General features: G+C 62.4%; 11 protein-coding genes. 3 read left to right on the forward strand and 8 right to left on the reverse strand.

Annotated elements, in window-relative coordinates; genetic code table 11:
• Positions 1-45 precede the first annotated feature (45 nt).
• A complete protein-coding gene (locus BS300_RS19725; RefSeq protein WP_043849864.1) occupies positions 46-864 on the reverse strand; it encodes a potassium channel family protein in 819 nt (272 codons plus the stop codon).
• 32 nt (positions 865-896) lie between these two features.
• On the opposite strand from BS300_RS19725, the gene BS300_RS19730 reads away from it, so the two are divergent.
• From BS300_RS19730 to glnE, 3 genes are all read left to right on the forward strand, one after another.
• Complete coding sequence (locus BS300_RS19730; RefSeq protein WP_071914804.1) at positions 897-2,147, forward strand: methyl-accepting chemotaxis protein; 1,251 nt, start codon at positions 897-899, stop codon at positions 2,145-2,147.
• Positions 2,148-2,226: 79 nt separating this feature from the next.
• Positions 2,227-2,673 carry a GNAT family N-acetyltransferase gene (locus tag BS300_RS19735; RefSeq protein WP_041210647.1) on the forward strand — a complete coding sequence of 149 codons (447 nt, stop codon included), beginning with the start codon at positions 2,227-2,229 and terminating at the stop codon, positions 2,671-2,673.
• A gap of 130 nt (positions 2,674-2,803) precedes the next feature.
• A complete protein-coding gene (gene glnE, locus BS300_RS19740) occupies positions 2,804-5,677 on the forward strand; it encodes a bifunctional [glutamate--ammonia ligase]-adenylyl-L-tyrosine phosphorylase/[glutamate--ammonia-ligase] adenylyltransferase (protein ID WP_071914806.1) in 2,874 nt (957 codons plus the stop codon).
• 69 nt (positions 5,678-5,746) lie between these two features.
• On the opposite strand, the gene BS300_RS19745 is transcribed toward glnE, so the two are convergent.
• The 7 genes from BS300_RS19745 to BS300_RS19775 form a co-directional block, all read right to left on the reverse strand.
• Positions 5,747-6,295, reverse strand: a complete 549-nt coding sequence (locus BS300_RS19745) for a GNAT family N-acetyltransferase (RefSeq protein WP_071914808.1) — start codon at positions 6,293-6,295, stop codon at positions 5,747-5,749.
• Between the two features lie 95 nt (positions 6,296-6,390).
• On the reverse strand, positions 6,391-8,589 hold the full coding sequence (locus BS300_RS19750; protein WP_071914810.1) for a glycoside hydrolase: 2,199 nt from the start codon (positions 8,587-8,589) through the stop codon (positions 6,391-6,393).
• A 258-nt stretch (positions 8,590-8,847) separates the two neighbouring features.
• Entirely contained in the window at positions 8,848-9,615 is a 768-nt protein-coding gene (locus tag BS300_RS19755) for a DUF2861 family protein (protein ID WP_239693845.1), read from the reverse strand.
• A 62-nt stretch (positions 9,616-9,677) separates the two neighbouring features.
• Positions 9,678-10,325, reverse strand: coding sequence for a response regulator transcription factor (locus BS300_RS19760; protein ID WP_071914815.1), 648 nt, complete (start codon positions 10,323-10,325; stop codon positions 9,678-9,680).
• Positions 10,322-11,695 (reverse strand): DUF3404 domain-containing protein, encoded by a 1,374-nt coding sequence (locus BS300_RS19765; protein WP_071914817.1) that lies wholly within the window; start codon positions 11,693-11,695, stop codon positions 10,322-10,324. The genes BS300_RS19760 and BS300_RS19765 overlap by 4 nt, the downstream gene beginning before the upstream one ends.
• A 123-nt stretch (positions 11,696-11,818) precedes the next feature.
• Positions 11,819-13,981 (reverse strand): AsmA family protein, encoded by a 2,163-nt coding sequence (locus BS300_RS19770; protein ID WP_071914819.1) that lies wholly within the window; start codon positions 13,979-13,981, stop codon positions 11,819-11,821.
• A 132-nt stretch (positions 13,982-14,113) separates the two neighbouring features.
• Positions 14,114-14,620, reverse strand: coding sequence for an NUDIX domain-containing protein (locus tag BS300_RS19775; protein ID WP_071914822.1), 507 nt, complete (start codon positions 14,618-14,620; stop codon positions 14,114-14,116).
• Positions 14,621-14,758 lie beyond the last annotated feature (138 nt).

A 14,758-nucleotide genomic window follows, 5' to 3' on the forward strand; every position in this document is an offset into this window, starting at 1 on the left:
GATAGCTGGGAGCTGGCTCGCAACTTGCGCTCCCGTGCGACAACCCTACTTCTTCTTGAGCTCGCGCACCTCGTCGCGCAACGCCCGCAACTCGCGCAGCAGCTGCTCCTGCTGGTTGTTGTAGTGGTGGCGCCACTTCTCGGTCTCGCTCTCCTTGGCCGGCTGCAAAAAGATGCTGGCCATGAAACCGCTGATGGCACCAAACAGGCCAACCCCGAACAGGATCAACAGGCTGGCGACAAAGCGCCCCTCCTCGGTTTTGGGCACCAGATCGCCATAGCCCACGGTCGACAGGGTCACCAGCGTCCACCAGAACGCATCGTAGGGTGTCTCAATCTGGCTGCCGGGCTGGCCCGACTCAATCCAGTACATGACGCCGGAGCCCACCCCCAGCAGCAGGAAGAAGAGGAACAGAATGCCGGAGAGGGTGGTCTCGTTGCGCTCGCGGCGGAACATGGCCCAGAGATCCGGGTGCTCCTTGAACAGTTGATAGACCCGCCACAGCTGGAGCAGACGGGCCCAGCGCAGCTGTTCCACCATCGGCAAGCTGCCCGGCAGATAGATCCAGTTGGCCTTGAAGAATGCTTTGCGATCGGGCGCCCTGAGCCAGCCATAGGCAAAGTGGGCGATGAAGAAGTAGCAGATCAGGCTGTCGAGGTCATAGAAGAGCTGCAGGGTCTGGGGGGTCAGTGTCTGATGGCCCCACCAGCGGGCTGTTACCAGTAACACCGAGACTATCGACAGAAATGCCATCAGCAAATCCATCGCCCGCAAGTGAGTTAAGTGATGCCGCATACATTTTCCAACTTTAAACACAGTGCAAATTAATAAAAGAGAAGATAATGCCGATAGCCTTGAGGGCAAAGGAAAAAGCGATTTTCAAAGGAGATTTTACGATGCAGTTGAACCTGCTGGAGAAGCGGATGAGCAACATTCGGCTGGTGCCGAAAGTGGTGTTGCTGATGGTGATCAGTACCATTTTGCTACTGACCAAACTCTGGTTTGATGCCAACAATCTGGAGGCCACCCTGCTCACCGAGGGGCTGGATCCGGAGAAGGCCAACGCCATTGCCGACCGCCTGCTCTGGAGCGGCCTGATGGAGACCACCATCATGGGGCTGCTGTTCGTTATCCTGCTGATGACCGGCTCCCGTCTGATGGTCAAGCAGGTACACTATCTGGTGGATCTGCTGGAGCGTTTCGCCAAGCGGGACCTCAGCCACAAGGTACTGCTCCGCTCCCGCGACGAGTTCGGTGACATCGCCAAGGCGGTCTCCCACTCCCAGGAGAACCTCAAAGAGGTGTTTGGCAGCCAGCGCGCCGCCTGCAAGGAGCTCAACGACATCGCCTCCCAGGTGACCCTCTGCATGGAGGAGGCCAACGAGGCGATCAGCGAAGAGTTCGCCCAGATTGAGCAGCTGGCCAGCGCCATGAGCCAGATGGTAGGCGCCATTCGCGAGGTGGCTTCTCACGCCGATCAGGCCTCCCAGGCCACTGCCGAGACCAGCCAGCTGGCCGAAGCGGGGAGCCGCTGCGTGGCCGAAACCGTCAATACCATCGACACCCTCTCCGGCAACATCCAGCGCTCCGCCAACGTGGTCAACGAGGTGGAGCACGGGGTCGAGCGAATCGGCTCGGTAGTCGACACCATTCGCGGCATCTCGGAGCAGACCAACCTGCTGGCGCTCAACGCCGCCATCGAGGCCGCCCGCGCCGGTGAAGCGGGTCGCGGCTTTGCCGTGGTGGCCTCCGAGGTGCGCGAGCTGGCCAACCGGGCTCAAGCTGCCACTGTCGAGATCCAGAAGATGATCGAGCAGTTGCAGGGCAATGCCCGTCAGGCTGGCGAGCTGATGGCCCAGAGCGTGCAACAGGCCGACAAGGGGGTTGCCCAGGTGACCCAGGCGGGCGATCAGCTCGCCACCATAGTGGAGCGGGTACAGGGCGTGGCCGACATGAACCGCCACATCGCCGCCGCTTCCGATCAGCAGAGCTCGGTAGCCGAGGAGATGCGCGGCAATCTGGAGCAGGTCAAGCAGATCGCAGAAGGCTCCGTGGTGGTGCTGCGCGAACTGCAGGAGGCCTCGGTACTGGTGGAGCAGCACAGCCAGGAGCTGGATGGCCAGATCCAGTCCTTCAAGCTCGCCTGACTTTCCCGCTCCAATCCGGTTAGACTGGAAGGCCCCGCGAGGGGCCTTTCTCATTTCTGACCCACGGCAAGGAGCCAACATGCAGCAGAGCACGACGCACTCACCCATCGAGATCAGTGACGACAAGGGGCGGCTCGATCTGCCGCTTATCCACCGCTTCTTGTCTGAAGAAGCCTACTGGTGTCGCGGTATTCCCCACAGCACTGTGGTGCGGGCCATCAACCACTCCCTCTGCGTTGGCGGCTATGTCGATGGTCAGCAGGTTGCCTTCGCCCGGGTCATCACCGACAAGGCTACCTTTGGCTATCTGGCCGATGTCTTCGTGCTGCCTGAGTATCGCGGCCGGGGCTACAGCAAGGCGCTGGTGGCCGCCATTGTCGACCATCCCGAGTTGCAGGGGTTGCGCCGCCTCTCCCTCGCCACCTCTGATGCCCACGGCCTCTACGCCGGTTTCGGCTTTGCTCCACCGGCCAACCCGGGCAGCCTGATGGAGATCTACGATCCCGCCATCTACCAGCGCACCTGAATGACTGGCTGCCGATAATTCCCGCCGGATCATGCTTCTCGCCCCTGCGCTGTGACGCGGGGACCTGACAGTGCTAGATTGGCAGCCAGATTTTTATCCGGCAGTTTCGTTAATCACAAGGACGGCAACCGTGGCCCAGCACTCTCCCTCTTTCTCCGCCTTCTCCCCCCTGCTGCAGGAGCTGGCCCAGCGCCAGTGGCAACGGCTGACTGAACTGGCCCCAGACTATGGCAACCAGCCCGAGCCGGTGCGCCAGACCCTGCTGACCCTGCTCGGCCTCTCCGATTTTGTCGCCGACTCTCTCTTCAAACAGCCGGAGTTGCTGACCGAGCTGCTCGCCTCCGGAGATCTGGAGCGCTCTGAGCGCTGGCCCGCCTACCAGAGTGACCTCACAGCCCTGCTCGCCGAGGTAAGCGATGAAGAGGCGCTCAAGCGCATCCTGCGCCAGTTCCGCCGCAGCCGCATGCTGGTGATCGCCTGGCGCGAGCTGCTGGGCCACGCGACTGTAGAAGAGAGCTTTATCCACCTGACCAAACTGGCTGATGCCCTCATCTGCTCTGCCCGCGACTGGCTCTACGCCAAACAGTGCGGCGAGCTGGGCACCCCGATGGATGGCAATGGCAACCCGCAACCGCTGCTGATCCTCGGCATGGGCAAGCTCGGCGGTGGCGAGCTCAACTTCTCCTCGGATATTGACCTTATCTTCACCTTCCCCGAAAACGGCTACACGGTTGGCGGGCGGCGCGAGCTCGCCAACCAGCAGTTCTTTATCAAGCTGGGTCAGCGCATCATCAACGCCCTCCACCAGCCCACCCAGGATGGTCAGGTGTTCCGGGTCGACATGCGGCTGCGCCCCTTTGGCGATGCGGGGCCGCTCGCCATCTCGTTTGCCGCCATGGAAGATTACTACCAGCACCACGGCCGCAACTGGGAGCGCTACGCCATGGTCAAGGCGCGGGTACTGGGGCCCCAGTGCGAGCACGCAGTGGAACTGGCCGAGATGCTGCGCCCCTTCGTGTTTCGCCGCTATATCGACTTTGGCGTCATCGACGGCCTGCGCCAGATGAAGGCGATGATCGCCGCCGAGGTGCGCCGCAAGGGGCTGGAGGGCAACATCAAGCTGGGGGCTGGCGGCATTCGTGAAGTGGAGTTTATCGCCCAGGCGCTGCAACTTATTCGCGGCGGTCGTGAACCGGCGCTGCGGGTGCGCCACCTGCCCGAAGCGCTGGCCGCCATCGCCCAATGTGGCGCCCTCGAATCCGCCCATTGCGATCGCCTGCTGGCGGCTTATCGCTTTCTGCGTCGGGTCGAGAACATATTGCAGGAGATCGGCGATCAGCAGACTCAGACCCTGCCCACCGAGGAGCGGGATCGCCAGCGGCTGATCGCCGCTCTCGGTTTTGCCGACTGGGGTGCCTTTATGGCTCATCTCGATGAGGAGATGGCCGCCGTCCATCAGGAGTTCGCCGCCGTGGTGGGGGAAGAGAAGGAGGCTCCCGCCCATCTCGAGCAGCTCTGGCTCGATCTCTGGCGCACCGAGCTCGATGCCGCCGAGCTGGAAAAACTGCTGAGCGCGCAGGGAGTGGCCGAGCCCGCCCCGCTCTGCGCCGCTCTGCTGCGTTTCAAGGAGGAGTACAAACGCCGTCAGGTGGGGCCGCAGGGGCGCATCGCGCTGGACTGGCTGATGCCGGAGCTGCTGCGGCTGGTGGTGGCCAGCGAGCAACCCGCCCGCCTGTTCGAGCGGGTATGCGAGTTGCTGACCCGCATCTTCACCCGCAGCGCCTATCTGCAGCTGTTGGCGGAAAATCCGGGCGCCCTGCGCCAGCTGGTACGGCTGTGCGATGCCAGCCATCTGGTGAGCGAACAGCTGGCCCGCTACCCCATCCTTCTTGACGAGCTGCTCGATCCCCAGCACCTCTACCACCCCACCCCGCTCGATCAGTACAAGCCCCAGCTGCGCCAGTTCCTGCTGCGCATCCCCGAAGAGGACGTGGAGCAGCAGATGGAGGCGCTGCGTCAGTTCAAGCAGGTGCAGCTGCTGCGCATCGTGGCGGCCGACATCGCCGGCGCCCTGCCGCTGATGAAGGTGAGCGACCACCTCACCTGGCTGGCGGAGGCGATCACCGAGGAGGTGGTCAATCAGGCCTGGGCCCAGATGAGCGAGCGCTACGGGGTACCGCCCGAGGTGGCGCTGAGCGGTCAGCGTGGCTTTGCGGTAGTGGCCTACGGCAAGCTGGGTGGCATCGAGCTCGGTTACGGCTCGGATCTCGATCTGGTGTTCCTGCACGGCGGCGACCCCAACAGCTACACCGACGGGCGCAAACCCATCGACAGCCGCCAGTTCTACCTGCGCCTCGCCCAGCGGATCCTGCACCTGTTCAGCACCCGCACCCCGTCCGGCATCCTCTACGAGATCGACATGCGGCTGCGCCCCTCCGGCGACTCCGGCCTGCTGGTCTCGTCGCTGTCGGCCTACGAGCAGTATCAGCAAAACGAAGCGTGGACCTGGGAGCATCAGGCGCTGGTGCGGGCCCGCCCCATCTATGGCGATGATGCCATCGTTGCCGAGTTTGCCCGCATCCGCCGCGATGTGCTGGCCAGGGAACGCGACCTGCCGACCCTGGCCCGCGAGGTGCGCGAGATGCGCCACAAGATGCGGGATCACCTGCTCAAGGCCGGCGCCGGCGAGTTCGACCTCAAGCAGTCACCCGGCGGCATGGTGGATATCGAGTTTATCGCCCAGTATCTGGTGCTGGCCCACGCCTGCGGCGAGCCCGATGCCCTCACCCGCTGGTCCGATAACGTGCGCATCTTCGACGAGTGCGTGATGGCGGGGGTGCTGACCCTGGAGCAGGCGGAGGGGCTGAAGCAAGCCTATCTGGAGATCCGCAACCTAGGCCATCGCCTCAACCTCTCGGAGATCTCCCGCAAGGTGAGCGACGATCAGCTGCAGAGTGAGCGCAGCCATGTGCTCGCCGTCTGGCAAACCCTGCTGGGGGAGTAATTCCCGCCAGCGGCAATGAAAAAGGGCCCGCCTGAATTGCTTCAGGCGGGCCCCTCTCTTATCGGAAAATCAGCATTCTTGCGGCTGCTCAGCCTGATCCATCACCGTCTCCACCAGCATGCTGTTGAAACGCTGATAGGCCTCTTCCTCAAGAAGCCCCGGATAGCTCAACACCCGCAGCGCATGACCTTGATAGTCAGGATGATAGGGTGGGTGGAGATGGGCATAATCGTTGAGACAAAAGCCCAGCCCCTGATAGAAGCGCAGACGGCGAATGGCAATCTCGTCCTCTGGCGGATCGATCTCGAGAATGACGGTTTTGCCTGCCCGCTCGCAAAATTCGGCCAGCAGGCGGCTGCCGTAGTTGCGGCCGCGCAGCGCCGGATTGATGGCCAGATGTTCGATATAGATCTGCTCGTCACACGCCCACCAGAAGATGAAACCGAGCAACAGGCCGTCCTGATAAAAGATTTGGCAGTGATAGCGAGGATCCCGCATCTTCTGTGGCTGATGCTGTGACTGGCGCTGCTCGTAGCGGGGAAAACTCTCGCCATAGATCTGCCAGACCAGCGGCCACGCCGGATGGTTTACCTCTCTAATCACTTCACTCTCAATCATCAGAACTGCCTCTCATATATTTTACAGAACGTTCATCTATACATGAAAAGTTCTGCCACATCATCCTCTGATGAAATAAAAGCCAGAACGCCAGATTAGCGGGCGCCATCCGGTTGCGAGACAAACTGCTGCTGGCTGCCATCGGGCAGCAGCGCCAGCACGCTTTGAGCGGCCAGTTTGATCCCTGCCAGCTCGGTGGCCGGGCCGAAGTTGGCAATCAGTCGAGTGCCATCGGCAAACTCGCTCTGCTGCACCACGCCTCTTTTATCGAGCCAGCGAAAACCGGTGAGGGACTGGTTGTAGAGCCGCTCATGCAGCGGGCGGAAGAAGGCATCGAGCCCCTTGAGATAGGGAATGCGCACGCTGGCACTATCCAGACTGAGGTTGAGCAGCGGCGGCACGTTGTAGAGCTGCTGCAATAGTTCGGTCACCTGACGGCTCTCCCTGAATTTGAGGCTGTCCATCGTCCAGTGATGGGTGGTCACTATGCTGTCGTGAAAGACGCTCTGGAACAGCGGCAACCGCAGCGCCGGATCGAAGTAGAGCCCCTGATACTCAGGTTTTAGATGGCTCTGGCGAAAGAAGAACGCGGGCTGATAGTCGGGATACCAGGCTCCCAGATAGTAGGGAGAGCGCTTGTTGCGGCGCATATCGGGATCCTGCCAGCCAAAGCCGCTGGTCTGGGGGCCGTGGGCAAAGGCCGCGGTGCGGTTGGCAACCGCGCCGCCCTCCTCGGAGCCCACCAGCACCCCCTGACTCCTGGCAATCCACGCCATCCCGGCCATCCGGTTTTGCGCATCCTGCGCCTGGCTGGTCGGCTTGGCCGGGTCGAAGTCGTCAAACACCATGCCGGTCGCAGCCACATCGAGGAACCAGCTGTTGTAGTGGCTCGCCTGCTGCAACCAGGGTACGCGCTGTTCCATCACCGGGCGCACACAGGCCTGATTGGTGTAGACGCCGCTATTTTGAAAGCCGCTCTTGCGCCGACCGTTCTCCTGCATGATGCCGCAGCGCAGGTAGATATCCTGCCCCATCTGGGCGGTGAGCCAGCTCTGTTGGCTATTCCCCTCCGGCAGCGCGGTATCGTAAGAGTCGTAAGGGGCGATGAGATAGCCCGCCTGTTTGGCAAGTTCAATCCCCTCTGGCGCAGCAAAACCGGCGGTCCACTGGGGCAGACCCAGCCAGAGTTTGGGTAGTCCAGACTGCTTGAGAGCAGCGATCATCTTGGCTGAGCTGCCATCACCCCAGCTCTGTGGCTCGTTGAGCGCAGCCCCCAGTTGTTTAGTCGCCAGCACTCGCCGGGCAGTGAAATCGGCCGGTTGCTGACCCGGATGGCGCAGCGCCAGCGCCTGCTCAACTCCGGTCAGCACCAGATTTTGCAGATAGCGGTTGCGCTCAAGATCGGGCGCTTGCAGAGCACTCTTACTCTCCCCCTTGAGCCAGTCGGCGGGGATCAGGCGGCGCAGCGCGGGCCAGCTCTTCACATCCTGAGGCACCAGCAGTCGCTCGCCCCAGAGATAGAGGTGAGAGGCACCAATCAGCCGCTTGCCATCCTTTACTGCCGCCAGCTTGCTCTCGAGCGAGACCAGCTCGCCCCGCTCCTGCAGCCAGCTGCGATAGGCCTTGGCCGCCGCCAGCCAGTCGTTGCCCGGTTGCAGCGACACCGCCACCTCATAGGGGGCGGTCAGATTGAGGCGATTGACGCTATGGGTCGCCGTCAGGGCAATACCATCTTGCTTGGGCGCAAAGGTGAGCCGGTTGTTGAAGGGGTTGGCAAAGAGGATCGCCAGCTGCTGATCGCCGTGATCCAGCCCGACCAGCGGCAGGGTGAGATTTTCGGTGGTATTGATCCCCTGATACTCTTGCGCCAGCGCCTTGCGCCACGCGGGATGAGTAGCGGGAATGCGAAAGCCCTCGTGGATCGGCAGCATCAACGCCTGTGCCCCTGCCGGCACCCGCGGCCACACCAGCTCGCCAGCACTTGCACGGTTCAGGGTGAGGATCAGACGGTTGCCCTCGAGACGGGCAGAGGCTCGCACCTCGCCATCGGCACGGGTCAGCCAGCTGGCACGCTCCCCCTCCTGCTGCAGCGTGGTGACCGGTTGGCGCGGACCGGGGGAAGAGATGGCAAGGTGCTGGCCCGAGGGTAGGATAGCCTCGGCCGCCAGAGTGGCGGGATCCAGCTCGATACGCCACTGATCGTTGGCCAGAGTCAGCGCCTCGGCAGGCAGGGAGAGCAGCGGCATCAACAGCAGCAGGTGGAGTCGGCTCGCCAGCACGGGGAAAGAAGTCATGGTCGGTGATTCCTGATAAAAACGGGAGCCGCCATTGCAGCAGATCGGCAGGCTCAGATTGTCAGGGCAATGTCAGGATTAAGCCCAGAGCCAAAACGGAGAGGCTGCTCTGCCATTTCCTGTTTGATAGCCACCGCCATCCCCTGGCCAATTGTTGCAAATAACATCAGCAAAAAGTAACAGTCATTGCACCAGCGAAACAATCTGTGACTGAGGCAGCCCATCCATCGCTGCCTGCAACGACTCAATCCCCCGGCATCACTCCACCGGCCCCGCCTGACTGTGACTCAGCTGCAACACCAGCTGACCGCGCTGGCTGGTCTGCACCAGCGAGAGGGTGCGCCAACTGTCGGGCGTGGTGGCAGGCCAACCCACCTTGCCATAGAGAGGCAGGCGGTTCCACCACAGCAGGGAATATTGCGGGCGGGCCAGCACAGCCTGATCGAGCCAGAGCGGAGTGCACGAAGCGGGATTGGCGGGGGGATTGGCCACCGTCTGCGGCGAGCGGGAGAGCCAATCCAGATCCTGCACCGCAGGCAGCGGCAGCACTACCTGCCACTCCTTGCCAGCCACCGCCAGCCGTAGCTGATAGAGTCCGGCTGGCATAGGCGTAGGCAGATCGGCCCCCACGACCCTGACCCCCTTGCTCCCTTCCGCCTCCCACTGGGCACCTGCCAACCGATTGCGGCCAGCGGGATCGATAAGTTCCGCGGCGGCGATGGCCCCCTCCCCGGTCAACTGCACCCGATAGTCCCGCAGCAGCGGCGCATCGCGCTGGATCAGCTCAAGGCGCAGCTCGCTCACCCCATCAGGCAGAGTGAGCGGGAAATCCTTGCCGCAGTGCTGGGCACTCAGCACAGCCAGCATCCCCTGCCAGTTGCGGCGCTCGGCATCGCTGTTAAGCGCAGGCCACGCCTGCTGCAAAGATTGCCAGGCGTGCCGGTTATCCCCCTGCAACAGCGCCAAGGTAGCCGGTTGCAGCGGGTCGGCGCGTTCGGTTTCCAGGAGGCGATCGGTTGCAATCACACTGCCTGCATTCAGAAGGCCGACGCTTAGAGCCAACAGCAGTCCAGCCCGCGTTGCACGCTTCACGCTGGCACCTCCAGCCGGTAGCCGATGCCGCGCACCGTCTCGATGACCAGCCCGGGCAGCTTCTGGCGCAGTTGCAGAATATGGGTATCGACGGTGCGGGTGGAGGGGAACGCCTGATAGCCCCACACCCGATTGAGGATCTCCTCCCGGCTCAGCACCCGCCCCGCCATCCGCACCAGCAGGGTGAGCAGGGCAAACTCGGTGGGGGTAAAACTCACCTCCGCATCCTGCCAGCTCGCCTGCATCCGGGCGGGATGAAGCTGCAAGCCGCCCACCGCCTGAGTACCATCCCCCAACTGGCGCAGCTGGGCCCGGATCCGCGCCAGCAGCTCGTCATGGGAGAAGGGCTTGGTCAGGTAGTCGCGCGCCCCTGCATCGAGCCCGGCCACCCGGTCGCTCACCTCCACCCGGGCGGTCAACACGATCACCGGCAGTGCCTTGCACGCCAGCCACTGGGGCAGCCAGTCGAGGGCATCCCCCTCCGGCATGGTGCGATCCAGCAGCACCAGATCCGCCGCCAGCCACTGCTGCTCCGCCGCTGCCAGGGTGTCGCACCAGAGGCAGCGATACCCTTCACGGGTCAGATAGCGTTGCAGGTTCTCCGCCAGCAGCGCCTCGTCTTCAACAAGCAGGATGGTTTTCATGATTCGGGGTCGCTCCAGAGTTGGCAGGGCAGCGTCAGGGTGAAGGTGGTGGGCGGGCCGGAAAGGGTGAGGCGCCCGCCAAGACGGCGCAGCAGATGGCGCACGATGGCAAGCCCCAGCCCCAGACCATCGGCACGGGCACCGCGGCGTAGCAGGGTGGCGAGCCGGTAATTTGGCAGCTCGCCGCCATCGCTGACCGCAAGGATCAAACGCCCCGCCTGCCAGCTGGCACAGATCCGAACCGGCGCGCGGCCATGCTGGCTGGCGTTACGCAGCAGGTTGTCGAGGGCGAGATCGAGCCAGTAGAAGGGGAGCGCCAGAGTCATCTCCCGCTCAAGACAGAAGGTGGCACTATGCCGCTCGCAAGCCAGGGTGAGCCACTCGGTGAGACTGACCGCAACCCGCTCATCTTCGAGAGTCTCTGCCGCCAGATAGTGGCGACTAGCCTGCGCCAGCTGATGCAGACGGGCGACACTGCCCAGCAGCTGACCCACGCTCTGCTGGGCGGAAGGGGGCAGCCGGTCGAAATCGTGGCGCAGCTCCTCGCTGATGCCGGAGAGCGCCATGATGGGAGTGCGCAGCTCGTGGGTCAGCATCTGCAATGCGACACGCCGCTCCCGCAGCAGGCGCCAGCGCTGCCAGCTGGCCCACCCCAGCAACAGGATAAAGCCAAACGTGCTGGCCAGCGCCAACCACTGCCAATGCAGCGTGGGGCGCTCGTTGATGCAGATCCCCCCTATCCGCTCCTGACAGGGGCCATCGACCCGGCTATCCAGCGTCATGCCAAGCCGTTCGGCCAGCGGTTGCCACTGCCCGGCGCCATAGCGACGCCACTGCCCATCGGCAAGCAGCCAGAGCTGACCCGATTGCAGCAGCCAGCGCTCGCCCCGCAGCAGGGCGTCTAGGTTGTCATCGCCGAGCTGCCCCAACAGGTCGCGCCGCTCCCGCACATGGAGCAGATGGTTGAGCCCCGCAGTCGGATAACGAGCCAGCCAGCGGGCAGCGCTGCTTCCCCCCAGCGGATAGATGGGGTGAGCGGCAAACCAGCGGGTCGAGGGCGTAGCCCCTTGGCCACAAAGCGCCTGCAGCAGTGGCAGCCACTCGGCGGGCAAGTCTTTCTCTGTCCCGCACTCCTGCTGATAGCGATAGATGGCTTGCAACTGGCGCAGCGGATAACGCTGCCAGGCGGGATAGAGGGAGTCGGGAGCAATCAGGCGCCGGTCGAGCCGCTGCACCTCATCAAGAGGCAGCGCCTGTTCGGGAACCTGCCTGACCAGCTCGCCCGCCAGGCGATCCGCCAATGGCCCGGCCAGCACGGGAGAAGCCATGCCGTAGCAGATCAGGGAGCAGAGCAGCAGGATCAGGCGCATGGGTTCAACTCGAGATGACTCCGGATCAAGGCACAGCAGGTCACTGCGCCATAAAAAATGTCAGCGCCATTTTTCAATGGCGCTGACATCCGGTCAACCGCTAAAGCCCATATGAACCGTCATCTATTTGAACAGCCCCTTGAGCAGCTGGTCGGCCACCCCTTTGACGGCCTCGTTGTCGGCCTTGTCACCCAGCAGCTTCTTGAGGCCCCGTTCGGCCTCCTTGCGCGCCTTATCCTCCAGCAGCTTGTTGTTGCTGAGCAGTGCCTTCACATCGAGCTGATAGCTGGGGGCTTGCCAGTGGCCGCCGATCCGCACCGGAATGGTGATCTCCTTCAGCTCGTCCACATCCTTGCCCCCCTGCCCCTTGCTGCTCTCGACGATGGAGGTGAGGAACAGGAAGTCGAGGCTCTCCGGCACCAGCGCAGTCTGCCCCTCCCCCTTGACCCGCAAGGCTGGGGCAAAGAGCTGGATGTCGTTGCTGCGGGCGACGCCATCGGCAATCTGGAAGCTGGCGGTCAGGGCGCTGAAGTCGGTCTTGCGCTCCTCCTTCACCTGCTCGGCCCCCTTGCCGGTGAGGGTGGCCCGTGCCTCGCGGATCATCTCCGGCAGATTGATGCCGTGCAGGGCACCGTCGCTCAGCTTCAAGGTGACCTTGCCCTGCATCCCGTTGCGCAGTGCCAGCGCGGAGAGACCACGCCCCTGCACCTGCACATCGAGATCGCCCTTGCCCTCCAGCAGATCACTCTGGGCCAGAGTCTGCAACAAGGGACGAATGTTCACCCCGGCCACCTGTTTGTGCACCTTGTAGGTGGCGGGTTGCTGGCGCGCGTCGAGTACCCCGTTCGCGTTTACCTGACCACCTGCCACGGTCGCGCTGAACTGTTTGAGCGTCAGCAGCCCTTTGGCCAGAGCCACCTGAAGATCGACAGCACCGAGATCCAGCCCTTTCAGACGCAGGCTGCCGAGTTGCAGCCGACCATCCAGATCCACCCCTTTGAGCGCGCCCAGATCCGGTTCAACCGCGGAGAGAGCTTCGCTCTTGCCGGTTGCCGCTTTATTGCCATTTGCAGCAGTGTTGGCAACACCGGTCGCCGGTTTGTCCTCTTTCGCCTGCGCAGGTGTGTTAGGTGGCGATTTGGCGAGCCATTTGTCGAGATCCAGCTTCTCCCCGTTGAGATCGAAGCTGATTGCGGGAACAGCGCCAAGCTGCACGGTTCCATCACCACTCAGCAGTGCCTCATCGGCACTCATCACCAGCTTGCTCAGGGTAATCAACTGCTTGTCGAGCTCGGCACGGGCAAACCCGGCCAGTTTCAGCTTCATCTGTGGGCGTGGCAGCGCATCACCTTCCAGCGCTGCCGTCAGCAGCACATCGGAGAGCTCGGCCAGCTTCATCTCTTTATCGAGCCGTCCCTTGAGCGTGCCTTCCAACGAGCCAGCCAGTGAAGCTTGCTGCCCCTCACCCTTGGCTCCTTTCAGCACCAACGTGAGGTTACTCCACTCACCCAGAGCCAGTCGGTCTCCCTTGATAGAGAAACTGTCGAGTCGCAGGGACGGGTCACTCAGGCTGCCGCTGAGGCTCAGATCTTTCAGTTCACTCGCCATCACCTCCTGCGCCAGCTTGATCTGGGTCTGCCCTTTAACATCGAAAGCGAGCTTGTCGGCACTCCCCTTGGCGGCCAGCGTCACGGGTACCCACTGACCGGTGGCCAGCTGCCCCATATCGAGATCGAGTCGATCCAGTCGCAGTGAGGTGCCGCTGCGATCATCCTGTACCAGCGCACTGGCTTGGGAGAGCGCGACACCCTGCAAGCTGATCTGCCAGGGCTTGCTATCAGCGGTTGGCGCAGGGGGGGCGGGGACGACCGGTTCGCTTGCATCAGCAGTGGCATCTTTGATCAGTCCGCTCAGATTGGAGCTGCCATCCGCCTTGGTCTGGATAAAGAGATGGGCGCCACTCAGGATCACCTTGCCAATCTCCAGACGATGTGAGAGCAGCGGCAACAGGGCCACCGAGGCCTCGCCCTGTTCGAAACGAACCAGATCCGGCTCGGCAAAACCGGCCGGATTGCGTAGGGCGACCTTTTCCAGCGAGAGGCCGAGACTCGGCCAGAAACGCCAGTCAATCTCCCCCGCCATCACCAGTTCCCGGCCCATGCTCTTGCGCACCTGTTCAGCCAGTTGGGGTTTGAATTGATTGGGGTCGATAAGGCTTATCAACGTCACTATGGCCAGCAAGGCCGCCACGGCGATGCCGAGCAAGATGAGAACTATCTTCTTCACGATATGCTCCTTGAATCCGGATCCACTGCAGACTATACCACTCACCGTCTGACGAATGGCGTCTGCGGGACAAAAGCGGACAAGGATGAGACAGGGATGGTCGCTGCCAATCCCCATCGTCATCAGCAGGGATCAGGCTTGCAAAGGGGATTGCTGCAACCGCGCCATCGCGGTACGCGTCGACTCGAAAGCAAAGCGGGACAAGGGGATATCGCTAATCTTCAACCACTGACAGGCGGCCACATCGTCAGCCGGCTGGATGACCGGTTTTTCACTCAGCTTGATAGCGAAAAAGGTGTCACAGGTGTGATAGGTGATGCCATCGTAGGGGTAAATATTGGGGAAGGAACCGAGATAGGTAAAAGGTTGAGCGCTGACATCGAGTCCCAGCTCCTCCTGTAACTCGCGCACCAGCGCCCCCTCCAGCGACTCGCCGGGATCGACAAATCCGCCTGGCAGATCCAGCAACCCCTTGCCCGGATTGCCTGCTCTTACCGCAACCAGCACCTCATCCTGCCAGCAAAGCGCCACCATCACAGCCGTCGCCACATTCTGGAAAAAATGAAAACCGCAGCCACAGCAAAACTCTTTGGGGCTGACGCTCTGCAGGGTTTGACCGCCGCATTTTGGACAAAACATGGGCTATCTCCGACGAAATAAAGCGCCATTTTAAGCTGTTGCGATCGTTTTTTATGAGTAAAACCGACGGGGAAGACGAGGAATTCAAAGGGAGAGGAATAAAACGGAGCAATTATCAGGCGATTTGCTGATTTTCAG

Source organism: Aeromonas sp. SCS5, from assembly GCF_001887375.1.
GTDB classification, from domain to species: domain Bacteria; phylum Pseudomonadota; class Gammaproteobacteria; order Enterobacterales; family Aeromonadaceae; genus Aeromonas; species Aeromonas jandaei.